The organism is Pectobacterium jejuense (assembly GCF_026800125.1).
In the GTDB taxonomy this organism is placed as follows: domain Bacteria; phylum Pseudomonadota; class Gammaproteobacteria; order Enterobacterales; family Enterobacteriaceae; genus Pectobacterium; species Pectobacterium jejuense.
This window is the reverse complement of the sequence record NZ_JAPQKX010000002.1, coordinates 233,458-250,940: the sequence shown is the minus strand read 5'-3', so window position 1 is coordinate 250,940 and position 17,483 is coordinate 233,458. Positions and strand designations below refer to the sequence as shown.

Annotated in this window: 17 protein-coding genes; 8 read left to right on the top strand and 9 right to left on the bottom strand. The window is 48.9% G+C overall.

The genetic code is table 11. The features are described 5' to 3' along the window. Positions 1-64: 64 nt before the first annotated feature. A complete protein-coding gene (locus NXT09_RS04630) occupies positions 65-910 on the bottom strand; it encodes a trypsin-like serine peptidase (RefSeq protein ID WP_268579030.1) in 846 nt (281 codons plus the stop codon). A gap of 314 nt (positions 911-1,224) precedes the next feature. Continuing rightward, the gene (locus NXT09_RS04625) at positions 1,225-1,527 is read right to left on the bottom strand and encodes a YmdA family protein (protein ID WP_268579029.1); all 303 of its coding nucleotides are present in this window, start codon (positions 1,525-1,527) and stop codon (positions 1,225-1,227) included. 735 nt (positions 1,528-2,262) lie between these two features. Here NXT09_RS04625 and fimA point away from each other — a divergent pair. The 5 genes from fimA to NXT09_RS04600 all read left to right on the top strand — a co-directional run bounded on the left by fimA (position 2,263) and on the right by NXT09_RS04600 (position 7,955). Beyond that, the gene (fimA, locus tag NXT09_RS04620; protein WP_205555080.1) at positions 2,263-2,814 is read left to right on the top strand and encodes a type 1 fimbrial major subunit FimA; all 552 of its coding nucleotides are present in this window, start codon (positions 2,263-2,265) and stop codon (positions 2,812-2,814) included. Positions 2,815-2,902: 88 nt separating this feature from the next. Further along, positions 2,903-3,607, top strand: a complete 705-nt coding sequence (locus NXT09_RS04615; protein ID WP_370690895.1) for a fimbria/pilus periplasmic chaperone — start codon at positions 2,903-2,905, stop codon at positions 3,605-3,607. Between the two features lie 80 nt (positions 3,608-3,687). Next, positions 3,688-6,318 (top strand): fimbrial biogenesis usher protein, encoded by a 2,631-nt coding sequence (locus NXT09_RS04610; RefSeq protein WP_268579028.1) that lies wholly within the window; start codon positions 3,688-3,690, stop codon positions 6,316-6,318. 8 nt (positions 6,319-6,326) lie between these two features. Next, entirely contained in the window at positions 6,327-7,364 is a 1,038-nt protein-coding gene (locus tag NXT09_RS04605; protein ID WP_268579027.1) for a fimbrial protein, read from the top strand. A gap of 12 nt (positions 7,365-7,376) precedes the next feature. Further along, positions 7,377-7,955 (top strand): fimbrial protein, encoded by a 579-nt coding sequence (locus tag NXT09_RS04600; RefSeq protein ID WP_205555076.1) that lies wholly within the window; start codon positions 7,377-7,379, stop codon positions 7,953-7,955. 60 nt (positions 7,956-8,015) lie between these two features. Here NXT09_RS04600 and NXT09_RS04595 read toward each other — a convergent pair whose 3' ends face one another. The 5 genes from NXT09_RS04595 to rstA all read right to left on the bottom strand — a co-directional run bounded on the left by NXT09_RS04595 (position 8,016) and on the right by rstA (position 12,029). Then, a complete protein-coding gene (locus NXT09_RS04595; protein WP_268579026.1) occupies positions 8,016-8,627 on the bottom strand; it encodes a helix-turn-helix domain-containing protein in 612 nt (203 codons plus the stop codon). A gap of 598 nt (positions 8,628-9,225) precedes the next feature. Then, on the bottom strand, positions 9,226-9,303 hold the full coding sequence (locus NXT09_RS22665) for a hypothetical protein (RefSeq protein WP_490307390.1): 78 nt from the start codon (positions 9,301-9,303) through the stop codon (positions 9,226-9,228). Positions 9,304-9,447: 144 nt separating this feature from the next. Then, a complete protein-coding gene (asr, locus tag NXT09_RS04590) occupies positions 9,448-9,804 on the bottom strand; it encodes an acid resistance repetitive basic protein Asr (protein ID WP_268579025.1) in 357 nt (118 codons plus the stop codon). A 177-nt stretch (positions 9,805-9,981) separates the two neighbouring features. Then, positions 9,982-11,295: a two-component system sensor histidine kinase RstB gene (gene rstB, locus NXT09_RS04585; protein ID WP_226300707.1), complete on the bottom strand. Its 1,314-nt coding sequence runs from the start codon at positions 11,293-11,295 to the stop codon at positions 9,982-9,984. Beyond that, entirely contained in the window at positions 11,292-12,029 is a 738-nt protein-coding gene (gene rstA / locus NXT09_RS04580; protein ID WP_010276861.1) for a two-component system response regulator RstA, read from the bottom strand. Before rstA ends, rstB begins: the two co-directional genes overlap by 4 nt. 221 nt (positions 12,030-12,250) lie before the next feature. Between rstA and NXT09_RS04575 the strand changes: the two genes are divergently transcribed. From NXT09_RS04575 to NXT09_RS04565, 3 genes are all read left to right on the top strand, one after another. After that, complete coding sequence (locus tag NXT09_RS04575) at positions 12,251-13,453, top strand: immunity 26/phosphotriesterase HocA family protein (RefSeq protein WP_268579024.1); 1,203 nt, start codon at positions 12,251-12,253, stop codon at positions 13,451-13,453. Between the two features lie 326 nt (positions 13,454-13,779). Continuing rightward, positions 13,780-15,336 (top strand): EAL domain-containing protein, encoded by a 1,557-nt coding sequence (locus NXT09_RS04570; RefSeq protein ID WP_268579023.1) that lies wholly within the window; start codon positions 13,780-13,782, stop codon positions 15,334-15,336. Between the two features lie 234 nt (positions 15,337-15,570). Beyond that, a complete protein-coding gene (locus NXT09_RS04565) occupies positions 15,571-16,146 on the top strand; it encodes a YceI family protein (protein ID WP_268579022.1) in 576 nt (191 codons plus the stop codon). 49 nt (positions 16,147-16,195) lie between these two features. On the opposite strand, the gene NXT09_RS04560 is transcribed toward NXT09_RS04565, so the two are convergent. Together NXT09_RS04560 and NXT09_RS04555 are read right to left on the bottom strand one after the other, a co-directional pair. Further along, on the bottom strand, positions 16,196-16,999 hold the full coding sequence (locus tag NXT09_RS04560; protein ID WP_268579021.1) for an anti-sigma factor family protein: 804 nt from the start codon (positions 16,997-16,999) through the stop codon (positions 16,196-16,198). Next, positions 16,996-17,472 (bottom strand): sigma-70 family RNA polymerase sigma factor, encoded by a 477-nt coding sequence (locus NXT09_RS04555; RefSeq protein WP_370690894.1) that lies wholly within the window; start codon positions 17,470-17,472, stop codon positions 16,996-16,998. The genes NXT09_RS04560 and NXT09_RS04555 overlap by 4 nt, the downstream gene beginning before the upstream one ends. Positions 17,473-17,483 lie beyond the last annotated feature (11 nt).

Sequence of the window (17,483 nt, the reverse complement as noted above, 5' to 3'; positions counted from 1 at the left end):
GGTGCCAGGCGGTATCCTGAATAACGATTTCCGCCTGACGGTCTGTTGCTGCGGGGCGTTAGCGTTATTTGGGTGAGCTTGGTTTTGGTAAACTTAGTTTTGCTAACGTTTCTAACTGCTGACGAATGGCGGTAACGGAAACGGCGCGATTATCGGCTCTATCGCGTTCACTGGCATCGGGAGCGGAGCTTTGGATGCCCATGAGCACCCAGCCTGCTGCTGAATTCAGCATCAGCGGGGAACCGCTATCGCCAGGCAGCGTGTCGCACTGGTGCGACATCACGGCGGTGTGAACCCAGCCGGTGATCAAACAGTTTTGATGGCGATAAAGCGTTTCCTGATGATCCTCTGGGTAACCAGCCTGCGTGACGCGCTGACCGTTGTCCTTCAAGGCCTGCATCAATTCCTGGCGGCTGCCTTGCCAGAGCGGGAGCGGGCGAATGTCAGGCGGCGTTTGCTTTAGCCGAATCAGCGCATAATCCAGTGGTGCTGCTGACGGAGGAACGATCCACCCTTCGCCGTCGGCTTTCAGTTTTTTAGCGAGCGTTTTATTCGCCAGCGCTTCAATTTCCGTTGTTTCATACCGCCAGCCATTTTCTGTCGCCAGAAAGCGCAGCGCGACGGGCTTATCTATCTCACCTTTCGGTGGCGTAACCACGCAATGCCCGGCCGTCAGCGCCAGATGCGGGGAAATCAACGTCGCGGTACAGAGGTTGCCGCTGGCGGTTTCCAACTGTCCAATGGCTTGCCACGGCCAGACTGCCGTGTCGGGAACGATATCCCGATCGTCATGGTTAAAAAATAAGATTTGCTGCTGCTTCTGCGCGGCGGTGTCTGTCGGTGAGGATTCAGCCCAACTGAGCGGGGCGATAAATGATAATGAACATAACAACCAGGCTGATATGCGCATGCAGTAAATAAACCTTATGAGAAAAGTCATCTTGAAGTGCTAAATATAGCGCGTTGAATTAACTATAGATGTATTTGTTGGTGAGGGGCGGGAAATTAAAATGTTATCGAGTGTAAAAGGTGTCGCATGACATCACCGCGCTGTGTTTGGGGGGATTATCAATCGTCAAAATGGTTTTCTAAGATACTCGATTATTTACGACAAACCGTTCTGTGGCTGTTTCACCATGTCCCCATATGTTAAACGCTACGCCGCAGTTTTACGTGGCGTAGCGTTTTCGCATTAGTAAATGACATCTCGCAGTACCATAAGCCTTATTCGTAGCTGACGGTCACGATACGTACATTTGAACTCAAGGTTTTCGCGCTCACAGAACCGATGTTTTGTGGTAAAGCCGCATAGTGTGAGCCGTTTTTCATTTGTAGCGTTTGTACTCTCCCTTGCCGTTCGCAACTGACAGTCACATTGCTTGACTGTGTCGTAATATCGCAAACGGGCTCGACGATGGCACCGACAAAGCGAATGATGCCTGTCGACGAAGAGGATGAGGCGAAGGTATACGGTGTTGCAGCCATAATGCAGAGCAAGATGGCTGTTTTTTGCAGGATTTTTTTCATTATAGTGCTCTCGGTATTGCCTGGTGTGTAATGGTATAAACGGCATCAAATGATAAAACTTTATTACACCTAAACCTTTGTTGAGTGATGTTCGTCCAGTTTGAATAATCATTTTTTAAATCAGTTAATTACATCACTCTAAGGCTGCGCGCTTTTGCCCCGCTTGATTGGGTATTTCAGCGCAATGTCTATCGTTTCTCCATTAGCTACTTACCCCCCAATACCATCGTTTTTTCTTTCTCCTGTGTGATCCGCTTTTTTATTTTCTATCTCTCAATGACGCCCTCGCGTTTTTATCGCAGTGGTTCGCTTTACGTTGTGAAATCAACCATGAAACATCATAAAAAATAAACATACGGGCTCATTTGGCCCATTTCATGCGCTCGTATTTTTTATGCGAGGATTCACTGCTGAATAAAAAACAAACGTATATCCCTGATTGTTTTTGTTTTGTGATTTTAAATTTCAATATTTTTGTTTTGTTGGTTTTTAATTCTGTTTTTTTACTTTTTCTATCAGGCAGCAACCAACTTTTACAAATTAATAATCATGAAAAATATTTATTAACGCATCGCGACGGAACGTGCCCAAGCATTTTTCTGCGTCTAAGGACGTCAGAAGAGACCCTGACTGATGCACTGAGGAAAAAGATCGAGATGTCGCTTTAGCGACAGAGCCACGATTGTTTTGTTAATGCGGTCGTTAACTTTTATCTGTTATCAGGAAATATAAGTTATGCATAAATCTCTACTCAATACCTTGATTGGCGCCTCATTATTGTCATCCAGTGTGACCGTTTTTGCGGCCACCGTTGCGGGTGGAACGGTTCATTTTAAAGGTGAGATCGTTAACGCTGCTTGTGCGGTCAGTACCAATACGGCCGATCAGATTGTGAATTTGGGCCAATACCGTACCGCGCGTTTTACGGGGGTGGGAACCTACTCTGGCAAAGTGCCGTTTACCATCAACCTCGAAGATTGTGATTCCAGTGTTTCTACTACGGCAGCTGTCGCTTTTACCGGTACCGCTGATACGACTGACAACACCGTTTTGGCCGTCAGTAACATTGGTGGCGGAGCATCCGGTGCGGCAGGCGGCGTGGGTATTGAAATCTCCGATCGTACTGGGGCGGTTCTGACACCAAATGGCGCTGTTTATTCAGCCCCGCAAACGCTGAACGATGGCAGCAACGTACTGGCGTTTAATGCTCGCTATAAAGCGACACAGGCAACCACGACGCCGGGCGCGGCAGATGCCGATGCCACGTTCACCATCGATTATCAATAAAGATGCCTTAGGGAGGAAATAAAGCCAGGGACTGGCTTTCGCTGTGTCTTTAGATCCAATTCAACAACACTTTATTGTGAGGTTGCGTGTGCAGAACTCATCTCTCTTATTTCAATCTTTCACCTTTGGTCTGGTACTTTTTGCTTTATTGATTGTTCATCAGGCACAGGCGGGGGGGATTGCGCTGGGCGCTACGCGGGTGATCTATCCCGCAGAGGCCAATCAGGCTTCACTTTCTATTATTAACAGTGATGAAAATAACCGCTTTTTGATTCAATCCTGGGTAGAAGATAAAGACGGGAATAAAACCAAAGATTTTCTGGCGACACCTCCGCTTTTTGTGGTGAAACCCAAAGGTGAGAACACATTGCGACTGATGCATGTTGGCACACCTTTGCCTACCGATCGCGAATCCGTTTATTGGGTCAATGTCAAAGCGATTCCGGCGGTTGAGAAACGATCGCTGGAGGATAAGAACGCGCTGCAATTGGCGGTGTTATCCCGCATTAAACTTTTTGTTAGACCCGCGAATCTTCCAACGGGGGCCGATAGCGCACCCGCGACGCTACGCTTCCAGCAGTCAGGCTCGGTGCTCACGATCACCAACCCCTCTCCCTATTTTATTACGTTGGTCAACCTCCAGTCTGGTAGCCAGAAACTTCCCAACACGATGGTGCCGCCAAAAGGTTCGACATCACTGACGCTGTCTGGGCAAGCATCAGGTGCAGTGAGCTTCCAGACCATTAACGATTACGGAGCCATGACGCCGCGCGTCACAGGTAAAGGGCTATGAAACAGTGAGGTACAGGCTGGCGTCAAGCTGCATTACAGCGATTGCCTGCGCTTTTCACTATCATAGATGAGGAATTTTGTATGCGTTCAGAACCGATGAAACCGCAGCGTTCCGCCGCCCCTTATCGCGCAGTCCGTCCATGCCTGCGCTGGTGCCCGGCCGTGATGCTGTACATGGCATTCCCACTCGCTGGCGATGCTGAAACCTTCTTTAATCCGACATTTTTATCGGACGATCCTTCAGCTATTGCCGATCTTTCTCGCTTTGATAAAGGTGAAGGGCAACCGCCGGGCACCTATCGGGTAGAGATTTATGTTAATGCAGACTATGCGGTTTCTCGTGATATTGCGTTTCAACTACGCATGCCATCCGATAAACCGGCCAGTGACGATACGGGTCTTGAGCCTTGCCTGACGATAGCGTTGCTGGAACAGCTTAATGTCAATCTGCAATCGTTTTCTTCCTTACGTGATGAACCCGCTTCCGCGTGCATCAACGTGCCTCAGGCGATTCCCGATGCCAGCGTGCGCTTTGACTTTGAACTCCAGAGATTGAATATCAGCTTGCCGCAAATCGCGCTGAAAAATGCCGGACGGGGATACATTTCGCCGGAGGAGTGGGATGAGGGCATCACGTCAGCGTTATTTAATTACCAGTTCACGGGCAGTAATACGCACGGTGATGCTCGCAGTGACAGCTATTTTCTCAATCTTGATAGCGGAGTGAACTGGAACGGTTGGCGACTGCGCGATTACTCTACCTGGCGTTATTCCCGCTATGCAAACCAGCGTTATAACGAATTCCAGCACGTCAGCACCTATTTACAGCGAGCCATTATTCCCTGGCGCAGCGAATTGACTCTCGGCGACAGTAATACAGTCGGCGAGGTTTTCGATAGTTTGGGATTTCGTGGCGTACAGATTGCGTCCGATGACGCAATGCTGCCGGACAGCCTGAGAGGGTTTGCACCAACGATCAGGGGGATTGCCAAAAGCAATGCCCGCGTCACCATCCGACAGAATAGCTATGTGATTTATCAGGCTTATGTTGCGCCTGGTGCGTTCGAAATTACCGACCTTTACCCAACGTCATCCAGCGGCGATTTACAGGTAACCATCACTGAGAGCGATAACTCGACGAACAGCTTTGTCGTGCCGTATTCCGCTGTGCCGCTGCTCCAGCGTGAGAACCGGATGAAATATTCCGCGATGGTCGGTAAATACCGTAGCAACAATCCGCAACAAGAGCAGCCCTTATTTGGTCAAGGTACGTTGATTTGGGGGCGTTCGGCCGGGGTGACGTTGTATGGCGGCACACAACTGGCTGAAGATTATCAGGCGCTGACGTTAGGCTCGGGGAAGAATCTTGGCGACTGGGGCGCATTTTCAGCCGATCTCACGCAGGCTTATAGCACGTTGTCGGATGGTAGCAATCATAAAGGGCAGTCACTGCGTTTCCTGTATGCCAAATCGCTGAACGATCTGGGGACGAATTTTCAGATTCTGGGTTATCGCTATTCAACCAAAGGTTTTTTTACGCTGGATGAAGCCAGCTATAAAAACATGAGTGGTTATACGGTCGACTTTACTGATGTTCAACCTGTGGTACGCGACTACTACAACCTGAATAACGCGAAAAAAAGCAGGATGCAGATGAATATCACCCAACAGTTAGGAAAGGGAATGGGGTCGTTATTTTTAACGGGAAGCCGGCAGGATTATCGGCATACCGATGGTACGAACGATCTGCTGCAAATCGGCTACAGCAATGTGTACCGCGGTGTGAGCTATAACCTGAGTTACAGCTATAACAAAAATCAAGGGCTGGAAGAACGGAACCAGCTGTTTGCTTTTAACCTCTCTGTTCCACTGAGTCAGTGGCTCAGTGGACATCGTGAAGGAATTAACCTGCGGCGTTCACAGAATATGGCTTACGGCACCTACAACATGACGTCGGACAATCAGGGACGCACGTTACAGCAGGTGGGGCTCAGTGGCACGATGCTATCGGATGGCAATCTCAACTACAACGTCTCCCAAGGGTATGGTAATCGCGGTATTGGGAATAGTGGGAACGCGGGGCTTGGCTATCAGGGCACCTATGGCAACAGCAACGCCAACTACAACTATACGCGCAACACCCGTCAGCTTAACTATGGGGTGAGCGGCGGTGTGGTGGCACATGCCGATGGAGTCACGTTTAGTCAGCCGTTGGGCGATACCAACGTATTGATCAAAGTTCCCGGTACCAGCCGTATCAAAGTGGAGAATACCACCGGTATCCAGACTGACTGGCGTGGCTATGCCGTTATTCCTTACGCCAGCGTTTATCGCAATAACCGCATCGCCCTCGACGTCAACTCGTTAAATCAAAACACTGAGATCAACAATACTGTCGCCAACCTTGTACCGACGCGAGGGGCGATGGTTCGTGCCAGCTTTACCGCCTATCAAGGTGGGCGGGCGCTAATTTCGCTACAGCAGCGTAATGGCCGACCGATTCCTTTTGGTGCGCTTGTCTCCCGTGTAGACAGCGATAGCACCGGTATTGTTGATGATGATGGGCAGGTCTTTCTGTCTGGGCTAACCCCTGAAGGCGAGCTGAAGGTTGCATGGGGAAGTGGTTCACAGCAGCAATGCACGCTTCGCTACGCTCTTCCAGACGGCAGTGAAAACCAACCGATATCCTATGCGAAGGCGGTATGTCAATGAAATTATTAATGAAAAATAGCAGTGGCGCAGCGCGAAGCGCTATGTGGTGGCGCGGCGTTAGCGTGGCGGGTTTGTTGGGGATTGCCAGCCAGGCCAGTGCGATACAATGCACGACCTCAAGCGGTTCACCTTTAATGTATGACTACACTTACGCGCTAGCTTCCAGTCAGAACAATGTCGGGTATGTTACGGGGTGGAATGAAAAAAACGATGCCGGTTCCTACGCGATAAGTGGTCCATGTAATAACCGGGATACGGTCTACTATTCCGCCCAACCCGGTCCATCGTTGGTTTTGGCGTCAACGGAAAGCGGCGTGAACTGGTTTGATATTACCGGCAATGATTATCTCCAGGTGGCATCGCGTATTTTTGTTTATAACCGAACCTCGGCGGGTATCTTTCATAATGTGCCGTTTACCGATGTGAACAACAACTGTGCAGGACTGTGCGGCGGGAATGCGACAACGGGCAGTCGGGTTCAGGTCAATTTCCGCATCAAACGCAAGTTTGTCGGGATTTCCAACATCCCGATGACACCTATTTTTTATCTCTATGGCAATCAGGGTGGTAGCGGGCAAAGCGTGGGGTCACCGCTGGTGGTTGGCTATATGAGCGGTTCGGTCACGGTTCCTCAAAGTTGTGTTTTGAATGCGGGTCAAATCATCAGCATTGACTTTGGCGGGATTTCATCAGGGCTGTTTAAAACGGCGGGTGAAAAACCGGAAGGGGTTTCACCGGTGACGCGGACGATTGGTATCGCCTGCAACGGTATTGATGCGCAGGCGAGCATGTCGATGCGTCTTCAGGCTGATAAATCGTCTGGCAATATGGTGGTTTCTGATAATCCTGACGTCGGCTTTATTGTCACGGACAATGGAAGTAACCCATTGACGCCCAATGATATTGCGAGCGTGATTCCTTTTACGCTGGATGAGGCTGCAAGTGCTAATGTGGCGATTACTGCGTATCCGGTCAGCGTGACGGGAACTAAGCCTCAGGAAGGCGTCGCGACAGCAAATGCCTATCTGCGCGTCGATTTTTACTAAAAGGGAGAATCGATGAACCGATCTCAGGGGGTGATGACTGGCGCGGTGCGTACGCGAGTAACATGGGCCGCGCATTTCGGCTGGGTTTCTCTGTTCTTTATAACGTGTGCCGTGCATCCAGTCCGTGCCGATCTCGGGCTGACCAATATGCGGCTCACCGCGACGTTGTTGGCGAACAGCTGTAGCGTCAGCACAGGGACGCAGGAACAAACGGTTGACCTCGGTACCTGGCCAAGTAAGCAGTTTGCGGTAGGCTCGCAAAGCCCCAATCCTACACGTTTCGAGATTGTACTGGAGAACTGCGGCGTCGCGGCATCTGGCGTCGAGATCACGTTTTATGGCAGCGCGCCAGCGGGGGATAGTACGCTGCTTGCGCTTAACGCCAGTAGCAGTGCGACTAATGTTGCCGTGGCGATACTGGATAGCGAACGCCGGCGGTTGGCGCTTGGTCAACCGACACCCGTTTATGCGCTGTCGGCAAACGCTGCGCGCGTGCCGCTAGTGTTTTATGGGCAGTATGTTGCGATTGGTACGCCCGTCACGGTCGGTTCTGCAAATGCGGATGCAACATTTACCTTAACCTATCAGTAAACGTTGGAAGACGGTATTGAAGAGACGTGACGGGTCAGGCGACCCGTCGTAAGTGATTATTTAATTATATTCTGTGAGGTGGCGTAATTTACCGCGTTCCAACGTGAGTAAACCTTGTTGTTGCAGTTGTTTCAGCCCCCGTTTTATCGTGCTTTTTGATAGTGATGTCCGTTGAGAAATATAGGACAGCGCAGAAAAGCGGAGTTTGACATCGGGGGGAAGCTGATTCAGCGAACGTAGCATTTTATGCACGATAGAAAGTGAATCGCCATGATTCCCAATACAGTGGTCGATCAGTGCATGAAAGCCGGTGTTGACGATCGTTAAGACATCATCGAAACGTTCATAAGCCGTAATGATGCGCATGGCGGTATTGAAAGGAATACTACGAATTTTCCCATAGTCGACCCTTTCCAGATAGAGTTCGCCACCATCAAGTGTCACCATGGACCAGCCAATGATAGCAGGTGATAAGATAACAGAAATAACTTTATCATCGATGGATTGCTTCATTAAGAATGTTCCTTCATCCAGGAAGTAAATAACTTGCTCCCCTGATGGATAAAAGAAATAGAGCCGTTTCCCTTTAATAACCTTGGTTGGGATTGCGATATTGCTGTGTGGAGAAAGTATTTTTGTGATGCGAAAAATAGATGTATTTAATTCTTTCATTTAAAACCTGTACATGATGGAGTTATAACGCGTCCATTTCGTCTTATGATGAATGTCAGTTCCTTAAAGGTATGTAATTAATTGTGCGGTTTTGAAAGTCAATCCATATTCGACTAAATATATTATTGTCTTTTTATCAATAAAGGCCTCATTAGTTTAAATGGCTATGTAGTTAATGTTTCATTAGTACCATGAAATGACAGGCAACACCGCAATGCGGCGTTTTTTTATGTCATGATATCTTAGGGAATTAAACCTTGTAGTTAGTGTGCTTTATTTTTAATAATAAATTTAAGTTGAGATTCAATGTTAATTATTATTGATTTCGAAATTGTAGTTTAAGATTTAGATAATTCAATTGTTATTGGATTATTTGTCATTGCAGGTCAGGTATGTATTTGTAAGGTATTGATATTATTCGTTTTGGATGGTTGTTTTGTCTGGTTTGACCTGTCAAGCGAGAACGAAAACTATTAAATTATACCAAGAAATAACACTGTTAATGAGACTTGTTATCAAAGCGGCGTGAGGCTTTCTCTACGTATGGTTTCGATATTGAAAATACGGGGATAGTCGGGCGAGAGAGGAATTCTGAGGATTAGAGAAAAAAACTCAGGGTGATAATGCCACAGAGCAGAACGAGGGATAACATAATTTCAAATGAGTAACGACGCATCATTTTCCTGTCCCCCGATGAAATAAACACCCGGTAAACCGGGTGTTTGATGATTGTTCTACGGCAAGCCCTTAGAGATAGGATTCAAATAGGGCTAACTGAAAGTGACGCCTTCCCCGTGGGGAAGGCGTGGGTGCTTACCGATTACGCTGCTGGCGTAGTGGTCGCTGGTTTTGCCGTTTTCGCTTTTTTCACGTGTTTCTTGGCAGCTTGCGCTTTCTGAGCAGGGGCTGGTTTTGCTTTCTTCACGTGTTTCTTAGCAGCCTGTGCTTTCTGAGCAGGGGCTGGTTTAGCTTTCTTCACGTGTTTCTTAGCGGCCTGTGCTTTCTGCGCAGGGGCTGGTTTAGCTTTCTTCACCGGTTTTTTATGGTGAGCGGCTTTAGCCGGCGCAGACGTGGTCGCTGTAGGCTGAGCTGGTGCGCTGGTTACGGTATCCGCGGCAAACGCTACAGAGGACAGACCCAGTGCCGCACCTGCGATCATAACTAATACTTTATTCATCTTCATTTCCTCGTTATCTCATTCACGTTTCGTAGCCCTCAGTTGGGCCGGTAGAGAGAGAATAGGAGAAACAGCGGGCGGCTTCAGTGAGTGATTGGTTTCGGCGTGTAACCTAATGTACAAGCCAGAAAAAGTGGGAAAGGTAGGGAAAACGGCGGGGTTACCGCCGTCTCGGTGCTAGTGCTGAACGGCGATTGCGGCCTGCGTTGTTGCGGTTTTTACCGGCCAGCAAAAACGGAAACGGGCCCCGCCGAGCGGGCTGTCATCCACGGTAATGCTGCCGTCATAAGCTCGGGCGATAGCATGAACAATCGCCAGCCCTAGCCCACATCCGCCGCTGCTGTTCTCGATACCCGCTTCCAGACGGACAAACGGTTCAAACACGCTTTCCCGGCTATCGGGCGGAATACCGGGGCCGTCATCTTCGACTTGCAGACACGCGATATGCTCGGCGTCGGATGTCAGGCTGATATGCAATCGGCTGTGGCAGAAGCGCAGCCCATTGCCGATCAGGTTATTCAGCACCCGTTCCATCAGGCGTAGATCGAGTGCGCCAATCCGTGCCGAATGGGGCATGTCCAGCGAGATGTGTTTGTCAGGGTGGATCAGGCGGAAATCGTCAACTTTTGCCTGTAGCCACGAAGGAATATCGATATCGGCAAGATGCAGCGTCACCTGCGGGCGGTCGAGTCTGGCATATGTCAGTAGCTCGTCAATCAGCGCTTCGAGTTGACCAATATCCCGGTTTAACGCCTGCTGTTCGTCTTCTGTCAGGTTGTCGCTCATGGCCAACCGATAGCGCAGCCTGACCAGCGGCGTACGCAGTTCGTGCGCAATATTGTCAATCAGCTGCTTTTTGCTGTTGATGAGCTGATTCAGGTTATCCGCCATGCGGTTGAAGGCGACGCCAAGCCGGTACAGGCTTGAGGTGCTATCGAAGTGAATGCGTTCCTCCAGATGACCATCCCCGAGGCGCTGTGCGGCATTCTCCAGTTTTAGCATGGCCTGCCAATGTGGTCGCATCCAGAGGAAAACCGGCAGCGCCAGCGACAGCCCGATGAGCATCACCAACAGTAAATCCAGCAGCCGCATTTCGTGCAGGAAGAACAAATAAGGAATAGGGCCGACGGCAAGAACGTAGTGGCTGCGGGGAATGCGTTGGATAAACGTGTATTCATCATCCAGCGCGATAATTTCTCCCTGATTCAGACGCTGCCGATTTTTGGGGCTCAGTGCATATTTGCTCACCGGTTCGATGTGCAATTTGAATGACAGGTTTAAATCAAGCTGGCTGATGGTTTTATGCCAGTCGCGAGGCGGAATCGCGCGCAGCTCATTACGAATGAGATACAGCGAGCTTTTCATCAGGTCATCCATGGACTGACGTCCAGCGCGTTCGGCCGTGACTTTATAAACCAGCCCGACCAGAAGTGTCATGACGACAAAGCAGGCGAACAGCAATAGAAAAAACTGGACGAACAGCTTTCTCATAGCGTAACGCTCTCCCAGGTATTGGGGGCAAACAGATAGCCTTTGTTGCGTACCGTTTTAATACGGAACGGCTCCAGCGGGTTGTCGTACAGTTTCTTACGCAGGCGGGAAATCGCGACGTCAATGCTGCGATCCATGCCGTCGTAGGTCACGCCGCGCAGATTTTTCAGCAACGCATCCCGGTCCATGATGTGGCCTGCATGGGTCGCCAATTGCCAGAGCAGATCGAAATCCGCGGTGGATAACACGATGTGCTCTTGCCCTAATGTCACTTCCCGATTGACCGGATCGATACAGAGCAGGCCGAAGTGCAGGGATTTGTGCACCTGTAACGCGGCGGGCGCAGCGTTTTCTGTCACGGCCTGTGGTGCCGCAGCGTATTGCCGCAAATGCAGACGCAGACGGGCGAGCAACACGGCGGGTGGTGTAGTTTTCAGAATGTAATCATCGGCACCCATTTCCAGCGCCAGAATATGATTCATATCGCTGTCCAGCGAGGTCAGCAGCACAATCGGGCCGCTGTACTGTGGCCGCAATTCTCGACAGATCGTCATGCCGTCTTTGCCGGGCAGCATGATGTCCAGCAGCACAAGGTCGGGCTGCTGCTGTTCAATAAAGGCCAATGCCTGATCGCCCCGCGCTTCAACCTGAACATCAATGTCATGCTTGCCGAGGTAAGCGGCGATCAATTTTCCCACCTCGGTATCATCTTCTATAAAAACAATCTTATGCATGGTATCTACGTTATCCCCAACTCACTGTTGATAGCATAGCCTGATGATAGGCGATAAACGAGAAATGAAGCGTAAATGGGTGTTAAGTGTTTGTTTACTTGCCCAAATTAGATAAGCTGCCGGGCGTGCTTTTTTTAGGCGATACCGCACCTGACTCTCGGCGTTTACCGAGAGCAGTCACGACATAATGACCGATTATTCCACTGGGAACCGCGCTGAAGATGAAACCGATTGACCAGATAAACAGCTGGATGCAGGAAGCCTTACGCCCTTATTTCGGGCTGGGGCCGCTTTCGTCTGAATGGGATATTTTAACCGTACGTGACGGCTATTTTATCTGCTTCGATGGCGATACGATCCGTAAGCGCATTACCGCCACCGAGTTAACTTATCAGGAAGAAGACGTCATTATTCACACGCGCGGACGTGACGTTATTCTGCCGAGAACCGCGCGCGGTAAAGAAAAGAAACTGACGTACACCAGCGTTTCCAGCGTGATGGCCGATGGCATTGTGTTTTCTGCGGGTGTCAGAACGCTGAATGCGGGAAGCTACGGTTATATCAGCGCCAGCAATTACCGCAATTCCATCGGACTACCGCTGCCGGAATGCCGTCATTTGACCAGCAAAGCAGAGATTGTCGACTGGCTACACACTTATCGCGAACGGTTACCGTCTGATTATGCGCACAAGCTGGAACGGCTGATGAGTATGAAAAATCAGCAGCATAAAACGGTTCCGGGCGACATCTTTCGGGTCGAAATAGACTTACATACCGATGGGTATGTTTTGGTTATTGGTAACCTGCGTCAGATGCAAAAGGATGAGCTATTTGCGGAACACAGCATCTGGAATGATGTGATGACGATGCCGCTGTTTGTCCGACCTTATCTTCTTCGCACAACCGAGCGTAATCTCCCTCTGTCAGAGATTGTGGCATCGTCCTTGTCTGAGAAGTGCTGGATTGTTATGGATAACTCGTTTCTGCGCGGTAACTATGAGTATGTGGGATCGAAAACGTTGTCGGAAGATGACATCCTGTTCCCGGTTGGCTATGGCCCAAGCATCAGTGCACAGAAAAGCGACTATCGTCTGTCGTGGGGGCCTTGCTCGATCAATAAAGCCAGTCAGGATACCGCTTTTAAGGCCGGACGTAGCTATATGAACAATGGAGCCTATAGCGGCGTATCGGCCGAATGTTTCGCTGATAAAGGCTTCCCTGGCTATGACAAAACGCTGCACAACCCGGAACATCGTGAAGCATGGGAGCAGGCACTGGCCGAGTTTGGTTTTCCATCGGATACAACCTACGATGCTTTTGCCCAGCGTACTGGCGGGCTGACACGTGCGGCCTATCTGGCGTATGTCGCCGACAATAAAGCGTACCAGCGTAAGACGCGAGTGAAGAAAAAAGAGACGAAATAATACCTGCTATCTCGGTGCACGTGCTTTCGGGCGCGTGCATGCCAGTGGGCTGCGGTAGTGCAATAATTATCGCTATTAATGTATATAAAATACATTAATGTGTCACTGGTGGTTATTTCTTTATGTAATCAAATAGTTACTCACATGGTTTTTTAATCGATATTGCTTAATAAAATGGAGCTAATTTATTAACCGCAGAGAATTATAAAAACGTGCTAATTTTAACTGTGTGTTTTTGAAAGAACTGGACACGAAAATTTCATCTGGTTACTATCGCTGGCCTGGATTTAAATGCTCTTTTGAGCATTAACTGACATTGGATTGCGATGCGTTTTTCAGGATTTAAAAAGATAACAACAACCATTTTTATGATGGCTTTTATCTCATCGTCTTTTTTATTTTCATTAAATGAATTATTGGTTAAGCATCAGGAAAGCAAATTAACCCTGCGCTCTGAAAAGTTACGCTTTCAGGCTGAAATGTTAGCGGAGCAGGCACTGTCTGCGTTGGGTGATATTAACGCTATTGATGATGATATTTGTTCGCCAAACTATATTGAACAATTAAGAATGATAAGATGGCGTCATCTCAATATTGAAGATGTTGCTTCTTTAAAAGGAAATCGTATTTATTGCAGTGCCTTTTGGGGGGAAGTGAATCCTCCTCTGAATATTACTGTGAAAAATGAAACGGAAAATAATAAACCAGCATTAATTGAAGTGAAAAACAATAGCAAAACGCTGTATAACAATATCGGCCTCTATCAAGGTCATGCTGCGGTATTTGTCGCGCGGGGAACTTATGAAGGTATATTGAATACGGTCACTGATGGATATTTCGTTATGACATCAGTGGATAAGTCGCAAAAGTATTTTGAATCGAATTCGAAGGAATATGTTGCTTCGGGCAATCCGTTACTGAGTAAAATATTTACCGCCAACGCCAGCCTGTGTAGTCCCCAATGGCTGTTTTGCGTGATGGCTCAAAATGCGCGCAGCGGGCTGCTGTCGCTTACACCTGGCCTCCTGTCTTTTGCTATGATGGCTGCATTGATGCTGGGTGGGTTTCTGACTTTCTTCTGTTTAAATATTGTCGATAAAAGACAATCGCTGAAATCCCGCTTGAAGAAATCCATCAAGAGAGGGGATGTTTTTCTTGAATATCAACCGATGGTGAACGCGATTGATGGGAAAATAGCGGGTCTTGAGGCGCTAGTCAGATGGCGTGATAGCGTACATGGCTTTGTTTCTCCTGAGGTCTTTATAAAGGTTTCGGAAAAAATCGGGTTTTACTCAAAGATATCTGATTTTGTAATAAAAACTTCAGTGAAAGAAATGGCTGCTGTTCTCAATGAAAACAGAGAACTGACACTGTCTATAAATATAACCGATCATGAAATTAACGAACCGACTTTCATAAGCCGATTGATTGAGATATGTGCTTCACATGGTGTTGAGTCTGCTCAAATAAAATTGGAAATATCAGAACGCTGCCAGCTATCGCAAAAGGAAATCCAGCTTTTTGCTGAACATGTCGCAAAAATGAACATCAAACTGGCGATTGATGATTTTGGCGTGGCGAATTCCAACTTAGCATGGCTTACCGGTTTCAGATTTGATGAAGTTAAGCTTGACGGTTCGTTAATGAAAAACCTGGACAACAAGAATAAAGAAAAGATATTGCATGCAATTTGCTCGCTCATTAAAGATATGGGGAAGGACATTGTTTTTGAAGGCGTTGAAGATGCTGAGCAATTAGCGATTGCCAGAGAAATTGATGCAAACTGCTTAATTCAGGGGTGGTTTTTTTATCGCTCACTGTCAGCAAAAAATATTGAAAACCTGTTAATCACTCAGGGGGGAAATCACGTAGTGTGTCCCTGATTTTTATGTTTGTCCTCCTCACGTTAAGAGCATTAACTTAACGGCCGCACAAGATGTAAGAGAAGACATGGCGAGAAATATCCGGCCATGTCTTTGTAGCGGGGCTTTAACGCAAAGCCTACCCACTATCAATGCTAGGTGTTTTCTCAGCATTGAGAAAAATAATGAAAATTGGCCGAATAAATTCGTTCGTTGGTGCGTTTACACGTTGTCTACTTTTAGGAGAACCCTGTTATGACGCGCATCGTTCCCGTTTTGGCCGCCGGGCTGCTCATCAGCCCACTGTTGCACGCTATGCCTCTCAACTACACCATTGCCACGGATAAAACCGCCATCGCGCTTTCATGGCAAGCATTTGGTCATCTTTCACAGGCTTCTCTCGACGGCGTGACGGGCAACATCACACTGGATGCGGAAAAGGAAATAAATGACCGTATTGATGTGAAAATCCCCATCACGACGCTACAGGCTTCCAACAGCCTGCTGACTTACCAGTTAAAAAGCAGCCTGTTTTTTGATGCTGAGCACTATCCCGATATCACGTTTACCAGCAGCAGGGTGGTCGCACTCGGTCATGGCCATTTTCGGGTTTTTGGTTCACTGTCGGTAAAAAATATTCAACGCCCAGTTATTCTGGATGCCACGCTCGAAGAACATGACGGAAACGCATCTGGCGAAGACGCGTTGTCTCTCCATGCCACCACGGCGATTTCTCGATCGGCTTTTAATATGGATCGCTTTACCGGGGTAGTTGATGATCGCGTGGCAATCAGTATTGATATCCAGGCGAAAGCACGACACACCGCATAAACATTTCCCGCTACTCAAGAGGATCAGCGAGTGGCGGGAGCATCAATGACTAGGCCAGAGAAGTTTGCAGCCTGAGCGCGCTTTCAGTCAGTTGCGGTACAGGGTTACGGCCAATTAATACGAACTGATAGCCACGATTGTGCCACCAGACGACATGCATATCATGGCGTTGTTCATTGTTAAGTGCAGAAGCAGTTGCTCCCCGATCGGGAGAAATGCACAACGCCATTGGGCCATATTCGGCGTGCATCCAGGCAATCTGTGCAATGGCGGTGCTGTCGTAGCGCAGCATACGCACTATTTTCAGCTCCGCGCCTTGAAGCGTCAGCTGCCGTTCATTGAGTGGCAGCCCAATCTCTTGAGTGGCACGAGACAGCCCGCGCTGTAAGGTGGGTAAGGAACTGTCCGCATCAAGCAGGGTTTCGGGGCTGTACAGTGACATGTACTGCGCTTCAAGATCGCGAATTTTCTCACTGTCGTTGCGAACAATCGAAACAGGACGGGCAAGGTAGCCTAGCCCTGAGCCAATCACCAAGAAACTGAGTGAGGCTGCAATGAGCGAGCGGCGACTGACACCGACATGCGATGGCGGTTCTACGGACGCCGGATGCGTCGTCAGCAGTTCCTCAAGCCGAGCCTGCATTTTCGCCTGAGGCGCTTTGTTGAGTAACGGCGCGAAGGCCTCTTCAAGATCGAGATGGCTTTTCATCAGCTCGGCGGTGCGCTCGGCAAGTTGTTCGTCTTTTTCCAACTGTGTCGCGAATTGTTGTGCATCGTCGTCATCCATCTCACCATCCAACCAGGCAACGATGGCTTCATCACTGTAGGGGGGCGTAAAACACATGGGTTTCAAGACCGTTTCTCCTTTGCAGCAGGCAGAGCATCAGCTGGTTTTGCCAGCGTACTTCGTGCGGTGGCCAGACGGCTCATAATGGTGCCGATGGGTACCGATAGCGTGTCCGCTGCCTCCTGATAGGTAAATCCTTCGACATAAACTAAAAAGACGGTATTGCGCTGCGCTTCTGGAAGCGCGCTGACGCGCTGCATGATTTTCTGGTAATGCCGACAATCATCATTCTGCTCTTGGGTATCCGGGGCCAATAGGGCTTCGCTTTCGACAAACCCTTGCCCCAGACGCACGCGACGAGCGCGCAGTTCAGAAATCCATATCGAATGAAGAATGGAGAACAGCCATCTGTCGATTCGAGTGCCCGGTGTAAATTGCCCGCTCTTTTCGAGTGCACGAACGCAGGTAGACTGGACGAGCTCTTCGGCCACCTCATGGTTGCGCGACAGCACCAGTCCATAGCGCCACAGGCGCGTCAAATGAGCAGTAA